Below are 21,709 nucleotides of genomic sequence, written 5' to 3'. Positions count from 1 at the left end.
GGCTCGCGCAGAAGGGGCGCAACACCTGGCGCTCGTTGACCTCGATGGGCACCGCGCTGGTGCTGCTGTTTCTGCTGGCGGTCGGGGCCATACCCGGGGCGTTGCTGCCGCAGCGTAGCCTCAACGCCGGCAAGGTCGACGACTACCTGCGAGCCCACCCCGTCATCGGCCCCTGGCTGGACGAGCTGCAGGTTTTCGACGTGTTCTCCAGCTTCTGGTTCACCGCGATCTATGTGTTGCTATTCGTGTCCCTGGTCGGCTGCCTGACCCCGCGGATGATCGAGCATGCCCGCACTCTGCGCGCCACACCGGTCGCCGCGCCGCGCAACCTGGCTCGACTGCCCAAGCATGCTAGCTCCGAAGCGATGGTCGACCCCGCAACCGTGGCCCAGACGATCGCGGCGAGATTGCGGGGCTGGCGCACGATCGTCCGGCACTCAGGCGACACGTACGAGGTGTCCGCCGAGAAGGGCTACCTGCGCGAATTCGGCAACATTGTGTTCCACTTCTCGCTGCTAGGCCTGTTGGTCGCGGTGGCCGTTGGCAAACTGTTCGGCTACGAGGGCAACGTCATCGTCATCGCCGACGGCGGCCCCGGCTTCTGCTCGGCGTCGCCAGCGGCGTTCGACTCGTTCCGGGCCGGCAACACCGTCGACGGCACGTCGCTGCACCCGATCTGCATCCGGGTCAACGACTTTGCGGCGCACTACCTGCCGTCCGGGCAGGCCACGTCATTCGCCGCAGACATCGACTACCAGGCAGACCCGGCCACTTCTGACCTGTCGGCCAACATGTGGCGGCCCTACCGCCTGGAAGTCAACCATCCGCTGCGGGTCGGCGGCGACCGGGTCTACCTGCAAGGCCACGGCTACGCGCCCACCTTCACGGTCACCTTCCCCAACGGACAGACCCGCACGTCAACCGTGCAATGGCGGCCCGACAACCCGCAGACCCTGCTGTCGTCGGGAGTGGCACGCATCGACCCGCCGGCCGGCACTTATCCGACAGCCGAGCAACGTCGTCACCATCAAATCGCTATCCAGGGCCTGCTGGCACCCACCGAACAGCTCGACGGCACGCTGTTGTCGTCGCGGTTCCCGGCCCTGGACGCGCCTGCGGTGGCCATCGACATCTATCGCGGTGACACCGGCCTGGACACCGGGCGACCGCAATCGTTGTTCACCCTGGATCCCCGGCTCATCGAACAGGGCCGGCTGACCAAGCAAAAGCGGGTAAACCTGCGCGCCGGCGAACAGGTGCGGCTCGATCAAGACGGCACCATCGTCCGCTTCGACGGTGCCGTGCCGTTTGTCAACCTGCAGGTTTCCCACGATCCCGGCCAGACCTGGGTGCTGGTGTTCGCCATCACGATGATGGCCGGGCTGCTGGTATCCCTGCTGGTGCGCCGGCGCCGGGTGTGGATTCGGCTCACCGCGGCCACCGACGCTCCAGGTACGGTGAACGTCGAGCTAGGCGGTCTGGCGCGGACCGACAACTCCGGTTGGGGTGATGAGTTCGAGCGGCTTGCCGCGCGATTGTTGGCCGGGTTCAGCGAACCGACCGCGGTCAGAAGGAGCCCTCAGGTGGATGTCACATGAATACCGCGCACATCAATATCGGTTTGGCCCGGTACTCCGACTGGGCGTTCACTTCGGCGGTGGTGGCGTTGGTGGTGGCGCTGCTGTTGCTGGCCTTCGAGCTGGCCTACGTCCGCGGGCGCAAACTCGAACCGGTTGTGGTAGCCGTCGGTTCGGTCGGCGCCGATAGCAGCGTTCCCGGCGTCGTAGCTTACGCTCCGCAGCGACCCTTCGACGAACGGGTCGGGCGCGCCGGCCTAGCCGTGCTCTACCTCGGCATTGGGTTGCTGGCCGCATGCATAGTGCTGCGCGGCCTGGCTACCATGCGGGTGCCGTGGGGAAACATGTACGAGTTCATCAACCTCACCTGCATGTCCGGGTTAGTTGCGGGGGCGATCGTGCTGCGCCGCCCGCAGTACCGGCCGCTCTGGGTTTTCCTGCTGGTTCCGATTTTGGTCCTGCTGACGGTGTCTGGACGCTGGCTCTACGCCAATGCCGCGCCGGTGATGCCAGCGCTGCAGTCGTACTGGCTGCCCATTCACGTGTCGGTGGTCAGTCTGGGGTCGGGGGTGTTCCTGGTCGCCGGTATTGCCAGCATCCTGTTTCTGCTGCGCACGTCGCGGCTGGGTGAGCCCGAAACCGAGGGCACGCTGGCTCGTCTGGTGCGGCGGTTCCCTGATGCGCAGACCCTAGATCGGATCGCCTACCGAACCACGATTTTCGCCTTCCCGGTGTTCGGTTTCGGGGTGATTTTCGGCGCCATCTGGGCCGAGGAGGCCTGGGGCAGGTATTGGGGGTGGGATCCCAAGGAGACGGTGTCGTTCGTCGCCTGGGTGGTGTACGCCGCTTACTTGCATGCCAGGTCGACCGCCGGGTGGCGGGACCGCAAGGCCGCCTGGATCAACGTCGCCGGATTCGTCGCCATGGTTTTCAACTTGTTCTTCGTTAACCTGGTGACTGTCGGTCTGCACTCCTATGCGGGCGTGGGCTGACCGTCCGACCGTAACCGACCCGAGTCCCGCACTAGCAACAAGGGGGAGTGCACGTGTCAGAGCATCCAACGGGCGTGGGGGCGCCCACCGCCCACGACGGCGACCTCGCACCAGATCATCCGACCACGCAATTGCCGCCGCAGGGATCGCATGCCGGCGACTCTGCGGCACAACGCGGTGACGAAACCCCGACCCGGGCCTTTGCTGGATTCCGCACTGAGCGACGAGTCTCCGCACCCGCTGACGGCGTGGCCATGGGGGGATCGCCGACCACACCCGGGGACCCGCGGGCTTGGGATGCTGCCCCGGATACGCAGGAAACCGGACCACTTCCGGTCATCCCACTTGTCGATCCGACCGCGTATGGCGCCTACTGCCCGGGGCCGGCTGAGGCCCCGGCAGAGCCCCAATACCGCCCGGAACCGATACCGCAGACACCCTATCCCGAGTTAGCCACGACCATGCTGCTGCGACCGGTCAAACCGCCGCCATCGGAGGGGTGGCGCCGGCTGCTCTACATGCTTTCTGGACAGCGCATCAATCTGGGGGAGAGCCGGCGGGCCGCCCGCTACAACGACCTGGTGGCCCAGATCAATCGGCCGATGCGAGGCTGCTACCGGGTGGCGCTGCTATCGCTGAAAGGCGGCGTCGGCAAGACCACCATCACCGCGACGCTGGGCGCCACCTTTGCCTCCGTGCGCGGCGACCGTGTGGTCGCCGTGGACGCCAACCCCGACCGTGGCACGCTCAGCCAGAAGGTGCCGCTAGAAACCCCGGCGACGGTGCGGCATCTGCTCCGCGACGCCGAAGGTATCGCGCGCTACAGCGACGTGCGCGGCTACACCTCGCAAGGCCCGAGCGGGCTCGAGGTGCTGGCGTCAGATACTGACCCGGCTGCGTCTGAGGCTTTCAGCGCCGCAGACTACACCGGCACAATGGGAATCTTGGAGCGGTTCTACGGCCTGGTGCTCACCGACTGCGGGACCGGACTGCTGCATTCTGCGATGTCACCCATACTGGCCAATTCGGACATGCTGATTGTGGTGAGTTCGGCCTCCATCGACGGGGCGCGCAGCGCCTCGGCGACACTGGACTGGCTGGAGGCCCACGGCTACGTGGATTTGGTACGCAACTCGATCGCGGTGATCAACGCGGTGCGCTCGCGCTCGAGCAAGGTTGACGTGCAAAAGGTGATCGATCACTTCGGACGGCGCTGCCGCGCGGTACGGCTGGTGCCGTTCGATCCGCATCTAGACGAAGGCGCCGAGATCAATCTAGACCGATTGAAGCGGGACACCCGGGAAGCGCTCGCCGAATTGGCAGCAGCGGTCGCCGATGGTTTCCCGCCAGACCAGCGACGATTGAATCCGAGCTTCGCGTAACGGCTTGGCTCAGGTTACTGTCCCCCTTGTCCCAACCGCCGCAAAAACTCCGGATCGTCGTCGGGTCCGATAACGCGCGTCTTCTGCCGGCTTATCTGCGACCGCGCCGCACGCCAGCCAATGTAGATCAGCGTCCCCAACACCAGGACAACGAGCAGGTAAAGCACTCGACACCTCCTGTGAGCGAATATACCCGCGCCGTAGGCTCAGGCTGTGTCAGAAGCGCCTAGCGGCAAGCGCACTGGAGAGCGCGGCGTTGTTGACGTCGTGGTCTATGTGACGGCCAGGCTGTTGTTGGTGGTTGTACTTAGCGGTGCGATCTACGGGCTGGCGGGACTGGCCGGGATCACCGAATTCCCGCTAGTTGTTGCGGTGTTGTTCGCGTTGATCATCGGGATGCCCCTGGGCATCTGGCTGTTTACCCCGCTGCGACGGCGCGCCACGGCCGCGCTGGCGGTAGCCGGCGAGCGTCGGCGGGCAGAACGTGAGCAGTTGCGAGCCCGGCTGCGCGGGGAGGCGCCACCCGACGAGTCGCCGGACGAGGATTCTTAGCAGAGGCCGCAGGCGTCCTCAGGCGTCGCTATGTAGCGGCATCCGCACGACTTGCGCTGCGTAGCTGAGCCCGGCGCCGTATCCGATCAGCAGGGCCAGATCGCGCGGCTTGGCCGCCCCCGTCTCCATGAGTTCGGCGATCGCTAACGGAATGGAAGCCGCTGACGTGTTTCCGGAGTGCTCGATGTCGTTTGCGACAATGGTGTCGGGTCGCAATTGCAGGTTCTTCACCAACAGTTCATTAATTCGGCTGTTGGCTTGATGAGGCACGAACACGTCTATCTGATCGGGTTCGACCCTGGCTGCGTCCAGTGCCCGCCGACCGACATCGCCCATTTTGAATGCCGCCCAACGGAAGACCGCCGGACCGGTCAGCCGCACGAACGGGCGCGGACCACTTGGATTCTGCGCGAAAGTGATCCAGTCGATGTCCTGCCGGATGGCATTGGCCTGTTCGCCGTCGCTGCCGGCAATGGTCGGCCCGATGCCTTGAAACGGTGTCTCGCCCACGACCACTGCGGCGGCGCCGTCGGCAAAGATGAAGCAGTTGCCGCGGTCGTGCATGTCTATCGTGGGGGACAGTTTTTCGGTGCCGACCACCAGCATCGTTTTCGCGCTCCCACCCCGAATCATGTCGGCCGCCGTGCTGAGTGCGTATCCGAATCCGGCGCACCCCGCGGAGATATCGAACCCGCGCACATCCTTGGCGCCCAGCGCCGCCGCGACGGTCGGGGCGGCGGGTGGGGTTTGCAGGAAATGGGTGTTGGTGGTGACGATCACGCCGTCGATGTCGGCCGCGGTGAGCGAGGCGTTTGACAGTGCTTGTCGACAGGCCTCGGCTGCCATCGAAGCGGCGGATTCGTCGTCGGCGGCGAACCGGCGGGTCTTGATACCGGTGCGGGTGTAGATCCATTCATCGGATGAGTCGATGTTCTGACAGATCTCGTCGTTGGTGACGACGCGCTCCGGGCGATACGCGCCGACGCTGAGCAGCCCGACACTCTTAGCCCCACTGATCGTGGCGATCTCCGTCATAGCAGCCGTCCCTGGTTGTCATCCACGCGTTGAGTGTGCGCCTATGGCGCCGACACGCCGACAGCGCCCGCCCTCAACGCAACAATTCAAGCGACCCCCGCTAACGCGGCCGCCACAGCGACAGCCCACACCAGCATGGTCAGCCCGGTATCGCGCAACACCGGGATCAGCGCCGGGCCGCCGCTCCCGGCCCGCACCGGTGCAGCGGCGCGCAGGGCCAGCGGAGCTGCCGCCAGGCCCACGGCACACCACGGCGTCGCGATCATCAACAGCAGGGTCAAAGCCCCGGCCGTCAGCAACAGCGCCTGGTAAAGCACTCGGGTACGGGCGTCGCCGAGCCGGACTGCCAGGGTGATCTTGCCCGACACCACGTCGGTGGGGATATCGCGCAGGTTGTTGGCCACCAAAACCGACGACGACAACGCTCCCGTCGCCACTGCCAGCACCAGCCCCACCCAGTCGACCCGCAACGCTTGGGTGTACTGGGTGCCGAGCACGGCGATCAGGCCGAAGAACACGAACACCGCGACCTCGCCGAAACCCGAGTAGCCGTAGGGCTTCGACCCACCGGTGTATAGCCAGGCCCCGGCGATGCAGATAGCGCCGACCGCAATCAGCCACGGCGCGCTGCGCAGTGCCAGCGCCAGCCCGGCCGCCGCGCCGACTGTCAGGCTCAGGATCGCCGCGGTGAGCACCGATCGCGGGGCTGCCAGTCGCGAGCCCACCAACCGCATCGGGCCGGCGCGCTGGTCGTCGGTGCCACGGATGCCGTCGGAATAATCGTTGGCGTAGTTGACCCCGATGGTCAGCGCGACTGCGACGACCAGCGCCAGCAGCGCTTTCCACCACACGGCGGTGTGCAACCAGGCCGCCCCCCCGGTGCCGGCAACCACCGGCGCCACCGCATTGGGCAACGTGCGCGGGCGAGCGCCGGAGATCCACTGCGCGAAAGTGGCCACGAAGGCATCCTGCCCTATGCACCACAATGGTCGGATGCTCGGAGTCATCGGCGGCAGCGGCTTCTACACGTTCTTCGGACCCGGGGCGCGCACGGTCAATCTCGATACCCCATACGGGGCGCCCAGTGCGCCCATCACGATAGGCGCCATTGGCGACCACGAAGTCGCGTTCTTACCCCGGCACGGCGCCAACCACCAGTACTCGGCGCACACCGTGCCGTACCGGGCCAACATGTGGGCGTTGCGAGCGCTGGGGGTTCGGCGGGTGTTCGGGCCGTGCGCCGTCGGCAGCCTGACCCCGCGCCTTGGGCCGGGCGCGGTGGTGGTGCCCGACCAGCTGGTCGACCGCACCCGGGGCCGGGCTGACACCTACTTCGATTCCGGTGGGGTGCACGCCACCTTCGCCGATCCGTATTGCCTGGCGCTGCGCACCGCGGTGACCGGGCTTCCCGATGTGCCCAATGTGGTTGACGGCGGCACCATGGTGGTGATCCAGGGCCCGCGATTTTCTACCCGCGCGGAAAGCCAGTGGTTCGCCGCGGCCGGCTTCAGCTTGGTCAACATGACCGGCTATCCGGAGGCGATACTCGCCCGCGAGCTTGAACTATGCTATGCCGCAATAGCTTTGGTGACCGACGTGGATGCTGGCGTGGCTTTCGGTGATGGGGTGAAAGCCGCTGAGGTATATGCCGGATTCGGGGAGAACGTGGAGTTGCTCAAAGAGCTGGTTAAGGCGGCGATCGGCCGGGTCGCCACCGAGCGCACCTGTACCGACTGCCTAATGCACGCCGGCGTGACATTGCCGTTGGAGCTACCGTGAAGGTGCTGCTGACCGGCGCGGCCGGTTTCATCGGGACCCGGGTGGGTGCGGCCTTGAGCGCGGCCGGCCACGAGGTGGTGGGTGTCGACGCGCTGCTGCCGGCCGCGCACGGCCCGAACCCGGCGTTACCGCCGGGGTGTCACCGGGTCGACATCCGCGATGCCGAGGCGCTAGCCCCGCTGCTGGCCGGCGTCGACGTGGTGTGTCACCAGGCGGCGATGGTGGGTGCCGGCGTTGATGCCGCCGACGCGCCCGCTTACGGCAGTCATAACGACTACGGCACTACCGTGCTGCTGGCCCAGATGTTCGCCGCCGGGGTTAAGCACCTGGTGCTGGCCTCCTCGATGGTGGTGTACGGGCAGGGGCGCTACCGGTGTCGCCAGCATGGGCTCGTCGACCCGGTGCCGCGGCGGCGGGCCGATCTGGACGCCGGCGTCTTCGAACACCGCTGCCCGGTATGTGTGGAGCCGGTCAGCTGGCGCCTCGTCGACGAGGATGCCGCGCTGCGTCCGCGCAGCCTGTATGCGGCCAGCAAGACGGCGCAAGAGCATTACGCGCTGGCCTGGTCGGAGTCCACGGGCGGATCGGTGGTGGCGTTGCGCTACCACAACGTCTACGGCCCCGGCATGCCCCGCGACACGCCCTATTCCGGGGTGGCTGCGATATTCCGCTCGTCGCTGGAAAACGGCGAGCCGCCAAGGGTTTTCGAAGACGGTGGTCAGATGCGGGACTTCGTCCACGTCGACGATGTCGCCGCCGCCAACCTGGCCGCGGCGCAGGCAGCTGGTGGCTATTTCACCGCGCTGAACGTCTGCTCCGGGCAGCCCATCTCAATCCTGGAGGTGGCCAGCGCGCTGTGCCAGGCCCGCGGTCAGGCGGTGCCCCCGGTGATCACCGGCCAGTACCGCAGCGGCGATGTGCGCCACATCGTCGCCGACCCGGCGCGAGCCGCCGAGGTGCTGGGTTTCCGCGCAACGGTGGCACCCAGCGCGGGGCTGCGCGACTTCGCGTTCGCGCCGCTGCGCTGACGCTTACGACGAATTGCCCGGTGGCCGGTAGATCTTCGGACGCACCGGCCCGGTTGATTCGGCAGACCGGAAGATCCGAGGGGATCCGGTGGAGCCGGTCAAGACCGTGGTAGGCGCGTCGTGGCCCGTGGGCGCGGTGGGGAATTGCGTCGTTTTGGCTTCTGCAGGCACAGCAGGCACAGCAGGCCGGCGACGTCGCGGGTGGCGGCGGCGCTGCCCGGGCGGGCGCAGCCGCCGGCTGACGATGACGGCGGCAAGGATGCTCAGCGCCAGGCCGCACAGCGTCACGTCGAAAGTGCTGGTGATCTGCTGGGCCAGGTTGTTCCCGTAGACCGGGTTGGCTGTAACGCCGGGGGATTCCTCGAAGCGGGGAGCAAGTACCACACCTACGATCACGCGAGCGATAGTGAGCGTGAAGACAAGTCCGCAGAGCGACCAGATCAGCCGGCCGGGCAGCGCATCGTTGGACAGGTTGATGCGCAGCCAGATCGCCAGCACACCGGTGACCAGGTCGAACGCGGCCAGGGTCATGGTGTCATAGCGCGAAAACGGGTAGTTCAACAGCACCGCGGTCAGTAGGTCGGTGAGCCTCATCAGCACCGAGCCCAGACACCACACGACGATGAGCAGCAATCCGTTTCGCGCCGCCGCCCGCCACCGGTCCCGGTCGGTCAACCGGGTGCTGGACGAGCGCAACAATGTCAGTGGCGCGAAAATCGCGGCCGCCGCCGCCCACGCCAGATACCCTTCGAATCCGACTCCGGCGGTCGACGTGTTCTGGGCGATGCCGTGGAAGGCGTCGATCTCGCGGCCGACGGGCAAGCTCCACACGACGATTCCCGCCACCAGTGTCGAGGCTCCCAGGCCAATCGTGGATAGTCGGGATTCTTCGGTGCCTTTGAGGATCCACCGCGACGCGACGAGGACAGCGACGAGGGCGACGACGCCGTAGACCACTGCTGTGTCGATCACCGCGATGTTCTGCTTGCCGAACCCGGAACCCGACGGCTGTAACGCGTACCGTACCCGCCAGGACAGCGTGAAACCGGCGCTCAGCGCGGCGCCGAACATTGAGGCGTAGCCGATGATTCGGGCGGCTAAGAACCATCCGCGGTATCGGTCGTCGGCTGCGATGGCGCCGGTGATCAGTGGCTGTGCGCTGAGCAGCGCGCCGGCGATTCCCAGCCAGCCGCCTGGACCGATGCCACCCGGGACCTGGATGGTGCCACCCAGCCGGATGGTTTGGACCATGTCGTAGACAACGAGTGCCGATATCAGCAGCAGGTAAGGGATGTTAAGCCCCAGACGTAGTCGGCCGGCCAGCGTTGGATTGGGTCTAGCCGCATGGGGCAGCGCAGCAGCGATCAGCGACAGCAGCGTCACCAGCAGTAGGACAGCGAACAAGTATTGGCTGCTGCCAGGGATCCGTAATCCGAAGTACAGGTTCCACGGTAGGAACAGCGCGCTGACCAGCAGCGCGCCTGCCGCAAGGTCTTGCACGACGCCCCATCGTCTCACCGAGTTTGGGCCTTGACCGGGTGGGTCCTGCTGCGGTCGCGCAGCCAAGATGGGGCCGGTAGGCGTGTCGTCGCGGCTCGGGCTCACGATTTCCCCTAGGTATCGAGATCGGATCGGTCCCGGTGGCAAGGGAACCACCCGCCCGGCCCGATGCGTTGCTGGATTGCGAACATGTTCTCCGTTCGGACGACGCGGCAGTGCGGGGTGTAATGCTGTGGTATCCAGTTACGCTGCGCTCATCGGGGAATGCTGTCGCCCGAAAAGACGAATATTGCCGACGTATCGCAGTCTAATGATGCCGGACAGTGCTGGTTGCTGAGTGGCCGGCCGAAGGAGAACCGCAAATGGACGTCGTGTTGGGGGTGGCGGTCGCGGGTCCGGTCGCGCGCTTGGCGCTCGTCGGGTCGGCGGCCGCTGGTGGTGCTGTGATCGACCAGTCCTCGCTCGAGGTGGCCGATCAGGTGATTCCGGTCTTGACCGAAACGGTGGTCGGGACCAACCGACTGCTGGCCGACGAGGGCCATCGGCTGGTTGCCACCCGGCTGTGCTGGTCGGATCAGGGCAGAGCCGATGAGCTGCGTCAGGCGCTGGTTGATTCCGGAGTCCACGATGTCGTGGTGGTGTCGCAGTCGGAAGCCGCCACCGCTCTGCTGGGGGCGAATGGTTCCGGCTCGGCTGTGGTGCTGGTGGGTGATGAGACGGCGAGTTTGGCGGTCGCTGGTGCCGGGGACGCGCCGCCGACGCTGCTGGCTGCCGCGCCCATTGAGGGCGACGCGACGGTGACGTTTGACACGCTGATGGCGCGACTTGGCGACCAGCCTGGCGCTCCAGGTGAGGTGTTGCTGGTGGGTGCGTCTGCCGAGCAGACCTCGATGCTGGCCGACCAGTTTCGGGCTGCTTCGACGATGCAGGTACAGGTTGTCGATGATCCCACTTTTGCCCTGGCCCGGGGCGCGGCGTTGGCTGCGGGGGCCGCAGGCGCTTCGGGTCTGGCAATGGCCCAGCCGGCCCAGCCGGCCCAGCCGGTTCAGCCCGCTGGAGCCGCCGACGCGACCGGCCATCTCCCGCCGGCTCAGCAGGAGGATGAGCAGCTGGCGTACTCACAGGCCGGTGACGCTGAGCTGCTGCCCGTCGAGGGTTATGACGACTACGAGTACGACGTATCCGATGACGAGGACGACGAAGCGCTTGCGGCGGGTCGTGCGCCGCTCAGCTCGCGGTCGTTGCTGATCGGCAACGCTGTCGTGGCGTTCGCGGTCATCGGATTCGCGTCGCTGGCGGTTGCGGTGGCGGTCGCGGTCCGGCCCACGGCGGCCGCAGAGCCGGTCGAGGGATACCAGAACGCCCAGCCGGGCAAGTTCATGCCGCTGTTGCCGACGCAACAGCAGGCGCCGGTGCCGCTGCCGCCTGCTGACAATCCCACCGCAGGGTTCCAGGGCGGGACCATTCCGGCCGTCCAGGGCGTTGTTCCTCGGCAGGAAACGTCGCCTGGAACGGGTGGGGTGCCGCCAGCCCCGGCCGCCCCCGGCGTCGTGCCGGCACCGATCCCGGTCCCGGTTCCGGTTCCGGTCATCATTCCGCCGTGGCCGGGGTGGTCGCCGGGGGTGACGACGCTGCCGACGACGCCGGTGACCACCCCGCCCACGACCCCGCCGACCACGCCGCCGACGACGCCGCCGACCACGCCGCCGACCACGCCTCCGACCACGCCGCCGACCACGCCTCCGACCACGCCGCCGACCACCCCGCCGACTACGCCGGCGACCACGCCGCCGACTACGCCGGCGACCACGCCGCCCACCACGCCGCCCACCACGATGGCCCCAGTGACCACGACTGTCGCTCCGACGACCGTTCCTCCGACCACGGTCGCTCCGACCACCGTCGCTCCACAGCCGACGCGGCAGCCGACCCAGGAGCCGACGCAAGTACCAACCCAACAGGTACCAACCCAGCAGCAGACGGTGGCCCCGCAGGCGCCGCAGACGGTGGCCCCGGCTCCGCAGCCGCAACTCGGCAGTGGCGGTGGCAGCGGCGGTGGCAGTGGCGGCGGCGGCAGCGGCGGTGGCAGCAGCGGCAGTGGCAGCGGCGGCGGCAGCAGCGGCGGTGGCAGCGGGGGAGGCAGCGGCAGCAGCGGAGGCAGCGGTAGCAGTGGTGGTAGCAGCGGCGGCGGCCACTCCGGGCACTGATCCAGGTCGCGGCTTCGCCTAAGGTCGGTGGGCATGCCCGGTGATCTGGTGACTGTGGTGCTGCCCTGTCTCAACGAGGAAGAGTCGCTGCCGGCGGTGCTGGCCGCTATTCCGGCCGGCTATCGGGTGTTGGTGGTGGACAACAACAGCACCGACAACACCGCTGCGGTGGCTGCCGGGCACGGCGCTGACGTGGTCACCGAACCGCGCGCCGGTTACGGCGCGGCAGTGCATGCCGGCGTGGTCGCCGCGACCACGCCCATCGTCGCCGTCATCGACGCCGACGGTTCGATGGATCCTGGTGACCTGCCTAGGCTGGTCGCCGAACTGGGGCGGGGCGCGGACCTGGTGACGGGCCGCCGGCGCCCGGTGCCCGGATTGCATTGGCCCTGGGTGGCGCGGGTGGGCACGGTAGTGATGAGCTGGCGGCTGCGTACCCGCCACGGGTTGTCGGTACACGACATCGCGCCCATGCGGGTGGCCAGGCGGGAGGCGCTGCTGCATCTGGGTGTCGCCGATCGACGGTCCGGGTATCCGCTGGAGCTTTTGGTTCGCGCCGCAGCCGCCGGCTGGCGCGTGGTCGAACTCGACGTCAGCTACGGTCCCCGGACCGGCGGCGAGTCGAAGGTCAGTGGTTCGCTGCGGGGCAGCATCGTGGCGATCCTGGATTTCTGGAAGGTGATCTCGTGAGCGGCCTGCCGGTCACGGTGCTGGTCGTGGCCAAAGCACCGGTGCCCGGCTTGGCCAAGACGCGGCTGGCGGTGGTGGTGGGTGACCGGATTGCGGCGGAGATTGCCGCCGCCGCGTTGCTTGACACACTGGATGCGGTAGCCGCGGCGCCGGTGGCCACCCGCGTGGTGGCGCTTACCGGTGATCTGGACAGCGCGGCCGACGCCGCCGAGATCCGGCAGCGACTGCGATCGTTCACCGTCATCGAGCAACGTGGCGACGACTTCGCCGACCGCCTCGCCAATGCACACGCCGACGCCGCGACCCGATACCCCGTGCTGCAAATCGGCATGGACACTCCCCAGGTTTCCGCCGGGCTGCTGGGCGATTGCGCACAACGCTTACTCGAGACGCCAGCAGTGCTTGGATTGGCACTCGACGGCGGTTGGTGGGTGCTCGGTGTCCATAGCCCTGCTGCGGCCGAGTGCCTGCGCAGTGTCCCGATGTCGCAGCCTGATACCGGGAAACTCACCCTGAAGGCGTTGCGCAACAATGGTATTGACGTGGCTTCGGTGCCGCTCCTGGCCGACGTCGACGTGGTCGGCGACCTCGCGGTGGTACGCGAGGCGTGCGGCCCGGACAGTCGCTTCGCGCGGGTCGTCCGAGCGGCCGGGTGGTGAGGCAGGCGGTCGAGTACTTCTGGTGTTAGCCGGATGCGCCCGATAGCCCTAGAGGTCTTGGCGTGGCGGTTGCTCCGTTAGTGCCAGTCGAGCCTGGGGTCGCCCATCAGTTGGGGTAAATGAGGCTGTTCGGCAGTCTTGCCCGGCAGCTTGACCGCCAGCAACAGGCCCGCAGCACGAACCCGCGCCGGCCCGCAGGTCAGGTTGCGGCTTGGTGCAGTAGCAGTCGCGCGGAAGCGATTCCGACTTGTGAACGCCCATAGCCCGGGCTAGTTCGGTAATGCGTGCTAAACCGGCTTTGGCCCCGGAGACGGTCACCTCGGGTTGGGGCTCTGGCCATCGGGGCGGGTTCGGCGGCGCAGCACTAACCAGCGTCCGCCGACCCCAAGAGCGAACATGCCCAGCCCGGCACCGATCGATTCCCACGGCAACGTGACGACCAGCACCAAGCAACCGATCAGGCCGCCGACGGCCACGATCCGCAGCCAACTGCGGCTCGGCAGGGTGTATGCGGCGGCGTTGGCGATCGCGTAATAGATCAACACGCCAAACGAGGAGAAGCCGATCACGCCGCGCAGGTCGACGGTAGCCACCAACACGCTAACCACCGCCGCGAGCGCCAGCTCAGCGTGGTGCGGCACCCGGTGGCGCGGGTGAACCGCGGCCAGCCAGCCGGGCAAGTCGCGATGGCGCGCCATCGCCAGCGCGGTGCGCCCCACCCCGGCGATCAGCGCCAGCAGCGCGCCGAGGCTCGCCAGCGCGCCGCCAACGGCGACCACTGGTACCAAAGGCGCAGCGCCAGCGGCTCGGACCGCTTCGGCCAGCGGAGCTGTAGCGGCGGCGAGCCGGTCCGGACCGGCGGCCAGCAGCACCGCCACCCCCACGGTCAGATAGGTGGCCACCGTGATCGCCAGCGCCAGACCTATTGCCTTAGGGATGGTGCGGGCCGGGTCACGGACTTCTTCGCCCATTGTCGCGATGCGTGCATAACCGGCGAACGCGAAAAACAGCAGGCCCGCCGACTGCAGTACCCCGTAGGGCGTGATGACAGACCAGGCGCCGCGTAGCTGGTCGGACCCGGGCTTAGTCACGGCAATGGCGAGCACCACCACAGCCAGCGCGATCAACGTGCACGCCACCAGGATTCGGGCCAGCATGGCGGTCTTGGTGATGCCGCGATAGTTCAGGGCGGCCAGCACCAGCACGGCGGCAATGGCCACGGCCCGCTGCAGCCATTGTGGTGTTTCGGGGCCGGCAACGGTGTAGGACGCGACCGTCAGAGCCATGGCCGCGCACGAGGCGGTCTTGCCGATGACGAAGCCCCAGCCGGCCAGAAATCCCCACCACGGTCCTAGTCGTTCCCGCCCGTAGATGTAGGTGCCGCCCGACGTCGGATACTGAGCGGCCAGCTGCGCCGACGCGGTGGCATTGCAGTACGCGACCGCCGCGGCGAGCACCAACCCGATGAGCAGCCCAGCGCCGGCAGCCCGGGCGGCTGGGCCGAATGCCGCGAAGACCCCGGCGCCGATCATCGATCCCAGCCCAATCACCACGGCGTCGGTGGTGCCGAGCCGACGGGCTAGTGCCGGTTGTTCCATGTCCGCCTACCAATTCGTGACGATGATGCTGTTCAGCAGCAGGGCACCCGCGGCGTTGATCGCCAGCCATGCCCGATGAGATTGCACCGGCAGCAATGCGGGCGCCGCGGTTAGCCAGATGGTGAACGGCAACCATATCCGTTCGGTCTCGGCTTTGCTGAGCATGCTCAGGTCGGCGCAGAGGATGGCGCCCAGCGCTGCCAGCAACAGCAGGGGAAAACCTGACCGGCGACAGCTGGCGTCCCAGTCGAATACCCGGCTGATCCCGGCGACGCTGCCCAGCCCGATGGCGCACACCACACAAGCCAGGTTGGCCCAAGACCAGTACTGAAACGGACGGTCCTTCGCGATGCCCTGCCAATACCTTTGCTGGACAAGGGTATAGCCGTCGAACCAGCAGAACCCGGCGACGGCGAAGGCCACCGCCACGGCTACCGCGGCCACGACGACCGGTCCCAGCGCTCGCGGCGCGGCCCGCCAGCTCTGCGCGGACACCAGTACCGCCAAGGCGAGTAGCCCCACCAGCAGCAGGCCGTAGCTGAGAAACACCGCCCAGCCGAGCAGTAGCCCCGACCCCGCGGCCACCCACCCGGGAAACCGAGCCGCGCCGTGCACCGCAACCGCCAGCAGTGCAATGCCCCACGCCGCGACGCCAGCAAAATATCCGTCGGCCGAAACCGCGACCCAGATCGCCGTCGGCGCCAAGGCGACAAAAGGAGCGGCGCGCCGCGCGGTCTGCTCACCGGCCAGCGCACGCACGGCGATGACTACCGCGGCTGCGGCGCTGGAACCGGCCAACAAGCACAGCAGGCCGGCCCAGGCGCCGCCGTGCAGGCCAAGCCGATCCAGCCACACGAAGGTCAGCAGCGCACCCGGCGGATGCCCGGAGACGTGGGTGGTCCAGGAGTTCGGCTGGAAGTCGACAATCCGGCTGGCGAAGGTGCGCAACGTGGTCGGGATGTCTCTGACACCCGGAACCTCATATAGATACTCGTCCCTGGTGGTCAATCGGCCGACAAAGCCGCGCTGCCAGCCGTCGATCATGGCCAGGGAAAAAGCCCACGCGCAGGCGGTGGCCCAACTGCTAACCGTCAGCAGCCGCCACGAAAGCCTCTGCGCCACAATGGGTCCCCACGCCACGACGGCCAGGGCAATCACAATCGCCGGTCCGGTGCCCCAGCTGGCGTGCAGATCCCAGTAGCCAAATATGGGTGCCGCGCCGGCCCGCGAGGCAAAGCGCTCCAGGCCGATATCGCTGCGCGGCTTGACACCCAGATCCAGCCGCGGCAGCACAAACGCGGCCGCCACCAAAACGACCCCGCTAACAACGGCTGCTGCTTCCCGGCGGGCAATCCTCACGATCGGTTAGCCTATTGACCGGGTGCAGCGAACCGGCGCACCAACGCCGGACGGTCGATCTTTCCGATGCCGCGTCGCGGTAGCTCCTCGACAACGTGCACTTCACGAGGCGCGGCAGTGACATCCAGGGTGCGAGCGACGTGTGCGCGCACTGCCTCTAGCGTGGGGGCGGCGCAATCATGGCCGACCACGATCGCGGCTACCACCCGTTGGCCTAGCCGGTCATCGGCCAGCCCGAAGACTGCGCAGTCGTGCACTGCGGGGTGGGTGGCCAGCGCCGCTTCGACCGGCCCCGGCAACACCGTCAAACCGCCGGTGCTGATCGCGTCGTCGATTCGTCCCAGCACCGTCAGCACAGCCGAATCGTCCACGGCACCAAGGTCATCGGTGTGAAACCAACCGGGCTCAGCGAATGGATCGGGATCGACCGGGTTGCGGTATCCCTTGGCCAGCATCGCACCACCCACGGCGATGCGGCCATCGGCGCGGATCCGCAACCGGACGCCGTCGAGTGGGACGCCGTCGTACACGCAACCGCCAGCGGTCTCGCTCATCCCGTAGGTGCGTACCACCGCAATGCCAGCATCCGCCGCGGCGTCCAGGACCGGCCGCGGAGCCGGCCCACCCCCGATCAGCACGGCGTCCAGCTCGGCCAGCGCTGCGGTGGCGGCCGGATCGGTGAGCGCCTTGGCCAGCTGCGCGGCCACCAGCGCCGTGTATCGCCGCCCCGGGCCCAATCTCCTTACCGCACCCGGCAATTCGGCGATGTCGAAGCCCGCGGAGACATCAAGCTGGACGGGTGTGCAGCCGGCGACCAGGCTGCGCACCAACACTTGCAGCCCGGCGATGTGGTGGGGCGGCACCGCTAGCAGCCAGCTGCCCGGCCCGCCGAGACGCCGATGAGTTGCTGTGGCGCTGGCGATCAGAGCGGCGGCGGTCAGCAACGCGCCCTTGGGTGCTCCGGTGGTTCCCGACGTCGTCACCACCAGGGCCACGTCGTCGTCGATTTCTTGGCCGACGCGCAAGGCGTGCAGCCCGGATTCATGTTCAGCCGGCACCGCGACCAGCGCCGGATCGCGGCCGTCGAGAACCCGTTGCAGCGCCGGCAACAGCGACGAGACAGCGGAACCGGGTGGCACGCTCAGTGCCCGCAGCACGGCTATGCCCGGTCCTCCGCGGCATCATCGAATGGCCAGCCATGAGCGGCCAACCTGGCCCGCACCCGCTCGACATCCTCCGGCGACGGCAGCTCATCGGTGAACTGGGTGATCACCACCCCGATGTCGATCTCGTCGAAATCACCCCGCTGCATCAATTCATTGGCGACGGCCTTAACGTCCTCATTCGTCAGTCGGCGGCACAACAACGCCAATACCGCGAAGGAGTCGGTGGGTGGCACTCCGTCGGGGTAGCCGGCGCGCAACCACGAGACTATCGAAGCGAGGAATCCGTTCACGCTACTGTTACTTCCCCTCGGGGGCGTCGACAAACCCGATGTCGATCACCCTGGATAACCAACGCAACGTTACTTGGGTTTAGCTCCAAGGAAGGCCCAACCAGTGTGGTGGGCGATGAAGTCTCGGGCGATGTACAGCACCCCGATGACGACTACCGCAAGCACCAGCGCAAAAATAGCCCAGCCCAGTGCTACCAAGATCGTGCGCCGCAGCGAGGGGGGGTTCGCGCCGATGTCGCCTACTCCGGCGGCCTGCATGCGCACCCCGAGCGCGAACAAGGCAGGCAGCCCGGCGCCCACCAGCAGGCTGAAGACCAGAATTTTCGTTGTGGCCTCGTAGTTAAACCAGTGACTCATGACGAGCTACCCGCCGTGAGCGCGTCGTCGGCGCCGAACTCCGGCAGGTGGCCGCTGGATCCGGGGGTTGGCGGCGCCGACGGTGAGGTGCGATCTGGGAGCAGCGGCTGGACGGGCTTGGCTGCCCCGTCGAGCCCGGCCGTCAGGCTGCCCTCCCACTCGGCGTTGACGTTGGTGTGGTCGACCTGCGCCCGGCGCGCCCGCAGCCAAATCGCGGTAGCGGTCAGGCACAGCAGGGTGAACCCGACGACTGCGCCCGGGTATCCGCCGATGACATGCACCAGCGCGTAGGTGACGGCCCCAACCAGGCCGGCCAGTGGAAGTGTGATGACCCACGCTGCTGCCATCCGCCCGGCGACTCCCCACCGCACCTCAGCGCCGGGCTTGCCCACGCCGCTGCCCAGCACGGACCCGGTGGCGACCTGGGTCGTCGACAACGCGTAGCCGAAGTGGGCCGACAGCAGAATGACTGCCGCCGACGACGCCTCGGCGGCCATGCCTTGTGGCGGGTTGATCTCGACCAGTCCCTTGCCCAGGGTGCGGATGATGCGCCAGCCGCCCAGGTAGGTACCAGCGGCCATCGCCACCGCGCAGGACACGATCACCCACAGCGGCGGAATGGCGGCGGTCTTGCTGACCGCGCCGTAGGACATCAGGGCCAGAAAGATCACGCCCATCGTCTTTTGCGCGTCATTGGTGCCGTGGGCCAGCGAGACCAGCGACGCCGAGCCGATCTGACCATGTCGAAATCCGCCCTCGGTGCGCTTGGCCGGGACGGCGCGCACAATTCGGTACACCAACCAGGTGCCGATCGTTCCCACGAGCGTGGCCAGCAACGCGGCCACCACGGCCGGCACGATCACTTTGGATACCACGCCGCTCCAGATGACGCCGCGGCCGCCGACAGCAGCGATCGTGGCGCCGACGATGCCGCCGATCAGCGCGTGGGAGGAGCTTGACGGGATGCCCAGCAGCCAGGTGAGCAGGTTCCACACGATTCCGCCGACCAGGCCGGCGAACACCAACTCGAGAGTCACCAGGTTGGCGTCGATGAGGCCCTTGGCGATGGTGGCCGCGACGGCGGTGGACAAAAATGCGCCGACCAGGTTGAGCACGGCCGACAGAATAACGGCGGTCTTGGGCGCCAGTGCCCCGCTGGCGATGGAGGTGGCCATGGCGTTGCCCGTGTCGTGGAAGCCGTTGGTGAAATCGAACGCCAACGCCGTGATCACGACGATGATCAAGAGGAACAAGTCGATGGTCACGGAACCTGATTCTGCTGGTTGGGCTAATCGGTTGTCGAACAAACAAGTACGCGAAACGCGGTTGTATCGCGACTCGTCGCCAGATGTTACCTGGACATTAACCTTGGGTCCTGCGGCGTTCACTTCGGGTGTCTCTACGCAACGGATGGTTCGGGGGAATCTCCAGGAAAATCAGTGTGACCCCGTCCGGATCGGTGACGTGCATCTCATCGAGGCCCCATGGCTCGCGCCGCGCTGCACGGGCAATCGCGACCCCCCGGCCCTGCAGCTCGGCCTGGGTCGCCTGCACGTCGCGCACCTGCAGCCACAGCGCGCCGGGAAAGGGCCCGCGGGAGTGGTCCGGGGCGCCGTATCCGGCCAGCTCGAGCAGCGACTGGCCAGCGAAAAACACTGTGCCCGAAGGGTATTCACGTGCGATTGCCAGCCCGATCTGATCGCGGTAGAAGGTCAACGACTGCTGATAGTCCACCGGCCGGAGCAGCATCCGGCTGGCCAGAATCTCCATGGTGTCGTGTCTATCACGTCCCGGCGCATCGGCTGCGCAGGGTTTGCACCCCGGGGCCGCTCAGGTCGTCACAGCCGGCCGCCCGGCCGGTCATGGCGAGCAGCAGCGACAGCAGCGGGCCTTGCACCGACTCGCCGTGCCCGTGTTGCCAGTTGTGATCGGTGGCGTGCAAGGCGAGGCCAGCAATGCGGCTCTTGGAGCCGATGAGCATATTCGAACCCTTATAGAAGTCGATCACCTGGCGAACCGCGTCAGGAGGATAGGTGCGCGAGATGCCCAGCGGGCGACGGATGTCCTCGCCGTGCACTATTACCTCACCCAGCCAGGAGGTCTTCGGCCCGGGCGGTGCGGAGGTGGAGTTCTGGGCGCTACGGAATTCGTTGAGGGTGGCGTGCGCATCGGGGCCGCGATGGTTGGCGAGTTGGCCGTTGGTGAACTTGTCGAAGTTGAATCCTGCCTTGATCATGCCGAGGAAGAAGTTCGCCGGATTCATCGACGCGGTCGCCGACAGGTGGGCGATGACGTCGCGCACCGTCCAGCCGGTGCGCAGCGACGGGGTATCCCACTGCGCCGACGACAGCTCGGCGAGGTCAGCGGCGAGTGCGCCGCGCTCGGCCGCGATGGTGGTCCAGATGTCGGCCATAGCAATCTCCCTAGTGCGTTTCATCGAGGTGGTTTTGGCGCCGTTGCATGAGGACGTTGACCCAACGGGGGCCAAGAGTATTGAGCGCCTTCGCCGCAAGAGCGATGCGCGGGGCGATTCGAACCGGCCGAGTGCGCGCCGCGGTGACCATCCACTGGGCGGCTTCTTGTGCGGTCAATGCCGGCATTCCGTCATAGGCCTTGGTGGGTGCGATCATCGGGGTGGACACCAGCGGGTAGTACAGGGTGGTCGAATGCACTCCCTTTGCGCCCCACTCGGTTTCAATGGTCCGGCTGATCGCTGACAGTGCGGCTTTGGATGCGTTGTACACCGCGAACAGGGGCGAGGCCTCCGTCAGCACACCCCAGGTCGTGACGTTGATGATGTGGCCGTCGCCGCGCTCGATCATCCCCGGCGCCAGGCCTCGGATCAGCCGCAGCGGGGCGTAGTAGTTCAGCACCATGGTGCGCTCGACGTCGTGCCAGCGTTCCAGCGACTCGGTCAGCGGCCTTCGGATCGATCGCCCGGCGTTGTTGATCAGGATGTCGACACCGCCGATGCGCCGCTGCACATCGGCGACCAGCGCGTCGATGGCGTCCAAGTCCGCGAGGTCGCATGGCATCGACAGCGCCGCTGCACCCGACGTCGTGATGCGGTCTGCCACGGCGTCCAGCAAGTCCTTGCGGCGCGCCACCACCGCGACGGTGGCGCCGTGCCGGGCGAACTGCTCGGCGGCGGCTTCGCCGATCCCCGAGGATGCGCCGGTGATCATTATGCGCTTGCCGTCGAGGCTGATCGGTTTGATCGCGGGCCGGTTGATAAGTAGTTGCGGTGACGCCGGTGGCCGCATGCCGGCCAGCGTGATCTGCTCGGTCAACCGGCGCAGCGGACTCTTGCTCACGTGCGGAGTGTAAGGGGGCGCGCGGGATCGCCGAGATCGACGTCAGCGTGGGGTCTCCGCGGCGCAGCCCGCCGCCTGGATGAGTAGTTCCCAACCGCTCGCCGAGGGTGCGCCGGCTGCGCCGAGGGTGCACTGGCTGCGACGACCGGGAGGCGCCGCAGTGGCTGCACGCTCGGCGGGTCGGCTTGTGCAGGATGTGGCTCTTGCCGCAAGAGGTCACTGAT

22 protein-coding genes are annotated in these 21,709 nt (G+C 67.4%); 9 read left to right on the top strand and 13 right to left on the bottom strand.

From position 1 onward, the window contains the following. Positions 1-44 precede the first annotated feature (44 nt). From F0Q45_RS00910 to F0Q45_RS00900, 3 genes are read left to right on the top strand one after another with little or no spacing between them, the layout of a single operon-like run. A complete protein-coding gene (locus F0Q45_RS00910) occupies positions 45-1,598 on the top strand; it encodes a cytochrome c biogenesis protein ResB (RefSeq protein ID WP_149652139.1) in 1,554 nt (517 codons plus the stop codon). Next, on the top strand, positions 1,595-2,569 hold the full coding sequence (gene ccsB / locus F0Q45_RS00905) for a c-type cytochrome biogenesis protein CcsB (protein ID WP_149652109.1): 975 nt from the start codon (positions 1,595-1,597) through the stop codon (positions 2,567-2,569). The genes F0Q45_RS00910 and ccsB overlap by 4 nt, the downstream gene beginning before the upstream one ends. A 47-nt stretch (positions 2,570-2,616) precedes the next feature. Next, complete coding sequence (locus tag F0Q45_RS00900; RefSeq protein ID WP_262490817.1) at positions 2,617-3,951, top strand: MinD/ParA family ATP-binding protein; 1,335 nt, start codon at positions 2,617-2,619, stop codon at positions 3,949-3,951. Positions 3,952-3,965: 14 nt separating this feature from the next. On the opposite strand, the gene F0Q45_RS00895 is transcribed toward F0Q45_RS00900, so the two are convergent. Next, complete coding sequence (locus F0Q45_RS00895) at positions 3,966-4,118, bottom strand: hypothetical protein (RefSeq protein WP_149652107.1); 153 nt, start codon at positions 4,116-4,118, stop codon at positions 3,966-3,968. 46 nt (positions 4,119-4,164) lie between these two features. Between F0Q45_RS00895 and F0Q45_RS00890 the strand changes: the two genes are divergently transcribed. Next, the gene (locus F0Q45_RS00890) at positions 4,165-4,503 is read left to right on the top strand and encodes a DUF4229 domain-containing protein (protein WP_149652106.1); all 339 of its coding nucleotides are present in this window, start codon (positions 4,165-4,167) and stop codon (positions 4,501-4,503) included. An 18-nt stretch (positions 4,504-4,521) separates the two neighbouring features. On the opposite strand, the gene fabH is transcribed toward F0Q45_RS00890, so the two are convergent. Together fabH and F0Q45_RS00880 are read right to left on the bottom strand one after the other, a co-directional pair. After that, positions 4,522-5,538 carry a beta-ketoacyl-ACP synthase III gene (fabH, locus tag F0Q45_RS00885; RefSeq protein WP_149652105.1) on the bottom strand — a complete coding sequence of 339 codons (1,017 nt, stop codon included), beginning with the start codon at positions 5,536-5,538 and terminating at the stop codon, positions 4,522-4,524. Positions 5,539-5,624: 86 nt separating this feature from the next. Beyond that, on the bottom strand, positions 5,625-6,497 hold the full coding sequence (locus tag F0Q45_RS00880; RefSeq protein ID WP_149652104.1) for a 1,4-dihydroxy-2-naphthoate polyprenyltransferase: 873 nt from the start codon (positions 6,495-6,497) through the stop codon (positions 5,625-5,627). A gap of 34 nt (positions 6,498-6,531) precedes the next feature. Between F0Q45_RS00880 and F0Q45_RS00875 the strand changes: the two genes are divergently transcribed. Both F0Q45_RS00875 and F0Q45_RS00870 read left to right on the top strand, forming a co-directional pair. Next, positions 6,532-7,317, top strand: a complete 786-nt coding sequence (locus tag F0Q45_RS00875) for an S-methyl-5'-thioadenosine phosphorylase (protein WP_262490816.1) — start codon at positions 6,532-6,534, stop codon at positions 7,315-7,317. Then, a complete protein-coding gene (locus tag F0Q45_RS00870) occupies positions 7,314-8,345 on the top strand; it encodes an NAD-dependent epimerase/dehydratase family protein (RefSeq protein WP_149652102.1) in 1,032 nt (343 codons plus the stop codon). The genes F0Q45_RS00875 and F0Q45_RS00870 overlap by 4 nt, the downstream gene beginning before the upstream one ends. Positions 8,346-8,348: 3 nt before the next feature. Here F0Q45_RS00870 and F0Q45_RS00865 read toward each other — a convergent pair whose 3' ends face one another. Next, on the bottom strand, positions 8,349-9,911 hold the full coding sequence (locus tag F0Q45_RS00865) for a DUF7937 domain-containing protein (protein WP_262490820.1): 1,563 nt from the start codon (positions 9,909-9,911) through the stop codon (positions 8,349-8,351). Positions 9,912-10,207: 296 nt separating this feature from the next. Between F0Q45_RS00865 and F0Q45_RS00860 the strand changes: the two genes are divergently transcribed. From F0Q45_RS00860 to F0Q45_RS00850, 3 genes are read left to right on the top strand one after another with little or no spacing between them, the layout of a single operon-like run. Next, positions 10,208-12,052, top strand: a complete 1,845-nt coding sequence (locus F0Q45_RS00860) for a hypothetical protein (protein ID WP_149652101.1) — start codon at positions 10,208-10,210, stop codon at positions 12,050-12,052. A 33-nt stretch (positions 12,053-12,085) separates the two neighbouring features. Next, entirely contained in the window at positions 12,086-12,742 is a 657-nt protein-coding gene (locus F0Q45_RS00855; protein WP_188112732.1) for a glycosyltransferase family 2 protein, read from the top strand. Then, positions 12,739-13,401: a TIGR04282 family arsenosugar biosynthesis glycosyltransferase gene (locus F0Q45_RS00850; protein ID WP_149652100.1), complete on the top strand. Its 663-nt coding sequence runs from the start codon at positions 12,739-12,741 to the stop codon at positions 13,399-13,401. Before F0Q45_RS00855 ends, F0Q45_RS00850 begins: the two co-directional genes overlap by 4 nt. Before the next feature lie 314 nt (positions 13,402-13,715). Here the strand turns inward: F0Q45_RS00850 and F0Q45_RS00845 are convergent, their stop codons facing one another. The 9 genes from F0Q45_RS00845 to F0Q45_RS00805 form a co-directional block, all read right to left on the bottom strand. Then, the gene (locus F0Q45_RS00845; RefSeq protein ID WP_149652099.1) at positions 13,716-14,999 is read right to left on the bottom strand and encodes an APC family permease; all 1,284 of its coding nucleotides are present in this window, start codon (positions 14,997-14,999) and stop codon (positions 13,716-13,718) included. Positions 15,000-15,005: 6 nt separating this feature from the next. Next, entirely contained in the window at positions 15,006-16,358 is a 1,353-nt protein-coding gene (locus F0Q45_RS00840) for a hypothetical protein (protein ID WP_149652098.1), read from the bottom strand. A gap of 11 nt (positions 16,359-16,369) precedes the next feature. Continuing rightward, a complete protein-coding gene (gene menE / locus F0Q45_RS00835; RefSeq protein ID WP_223163857.1) occupies positions 16,370-17,458 on the bottom strand; it encodes an o-succinylbenzoate--CoA ligase in 1,089 nt (362 codons plus the stop codon). A 59-nt stretch (positions 17,459-17,517) separates the two neighbouring features. Beyond that, positions 17,518-17,814, bottom strand: coding sequence for a DUF3349 domain-containing protein (locus F0Q45_RS00830; protein WP_149652097.1), 297 nt, complete (start codon positions 17,812-17,814; stop codon positions 17,518-17,520). A gap of 69 nt (positions 17,815-17,883) precedes the next feature. After that, entirely contained in the window at positions 17,884-18,171 is a 288-nt protein-coding gene (locus F0Q45_RS00825) for a hypothetical protein (protein ID WP_149652096.1), read from the bottom strand. Then, positions 18,168-19,436: an inorganic phosphate transporter gene (locus tag F0Q45_RS00820; RefSeq protein ID WP_149652095.1), complete on the bottom strand. Its 1,269-nt coding sequence runs from the start codon at positions 19,434-19,436 to the stop codon at positions 18,168-18,170. Before F0Q45_RS00820 ends, F0Q45_RS00825 begins: the two co-directional genes overlap by 4 nt. Positions 19,437-19,533: 97 nt before the next feature. After that, positions 19,534-19,941 (bottom strand): VOC family protein, encoded by a 408-nt coding sequence (locus tag F0Q45_RS00815; RefSeq protein ID WP_149652094.1) that lies wholly within the window; start codon positions 19,939-19,941, stop codon positions 19,534-19,536. 13 nt (positions 19,942-19,954) lie between these two features. After that, positions 19,955-20,584 carry a maleylpyruvate isomerase family mycothiol-dependent enzyme gene (locus F0Q45_RS00810; RefSeq protein WP_149652093.1) on the bottom strand — a complete coding sequence of 210 codons (630 nt, stop codon included), beginning with the start codon at positions 20,582-20,584 and terminating at the stop codon, positions 19,955-19,957. 10 nt (positions 20,585-20,594) lie between these two features. Then, positions 20,595-21,485, bottom strand: coding sequence for an SDR family oxidoreductase (locus F0Q45_RS00805; RefSeq protein WP_149652092.1), 891 nt, complete (start codon positions 21,483-21,485; stop codon positions 20,595-20,597). Positions 21,486-21,709: the final 224 nt, after the last annotated feature.

It is taken from the genome of Mycobacterium simiae (assembly GCF_008370645.1).
GTDB classification, from domain to species: Bacteria; Actinomycetota; Actinomycetes; order Mycobacteriales; family Mycobacteriaceae; genus Mycobacterium; species Mycobacterium simiae_A.
This window is presented reverse-complemented; position numbering and strand designations above follow the sequence as displayed.

Excerpts from the sequence above, each read along its gene's own strand:
- F0Q45_RS00910 (WP_149652139.1), top strand. The coding sequence starts at position 45 with ATGGGCACCGCGCTGGTGCTGCTGTTTCTGCTGGCGGTCGGGGCCATA.
- F0Q45_RS00860 (WP_149652101.1), top strand. The coding sequence starts at position 10,208 with ATGGACGTCGTGTTGGGGGTGGCGGTCGCGGGTCCGGTCGCGCGCTTG.
- F0Q45_RS00875 (WP_262490816.1), top strand. The coding sequence starts at position 6,532 with ATGCTCGGAGTCATCGGCGGCAGCGGCTTCTACACGTTCTTCGGACCC.
- F0Q45_RS00815 (WP_149652094.1), bottom strand. The coding sequence starts at position 19,941 with ATGGAGATTCTGGCCAGCCGGATGCTGCTCCGGCCGGTGGACTATCAG.
- ccsB (WP_149652109.1), top strand. The coding sequence starts at position 1,595 with ATGAATACCGCGCACATCAATATCGGTTTGGCCCGGTACTCCGACTGG.
- F0Q45_RS00810 (WP_149652093.1), bottom strand. The coding sequence starts at position 20,584 with ATGGCCGACATCTGGACCACCATCGCGGCCGAGCGCGGCGCACTCGCC.
- F0Q45_RS00845 (WP_149652099.1), bottom strand. The coding sequence starts at position 14,999 with ATGGAACAACCGGCACTAGCCCGTCGGCTCGGCACCACCGACGCCGTG.
- F0Q45_RS00855 (WP_188112732.1), top strand. The coding sequence starts at position 12,086 with ATGCCCGGTGATCTGGTGACTGTGGTGCTGCCCTGTCTCAACGAGGAA.
- F0Q45_RS00825 (WP_149652096.1), bottom strand. The coding sequence starts at position 18,171 with ATGAGTCACTGGTTTAACTACGAGGCCACAACGAAAATTCTGGTCTTC.
- fabH (WP_149652105.1), bottom strand. The coding sequence starts at position 5,538 with ATGACGGAGATCGCCACGATCAGTGGGGCTAAGAGTGTCGGGCTGCTC.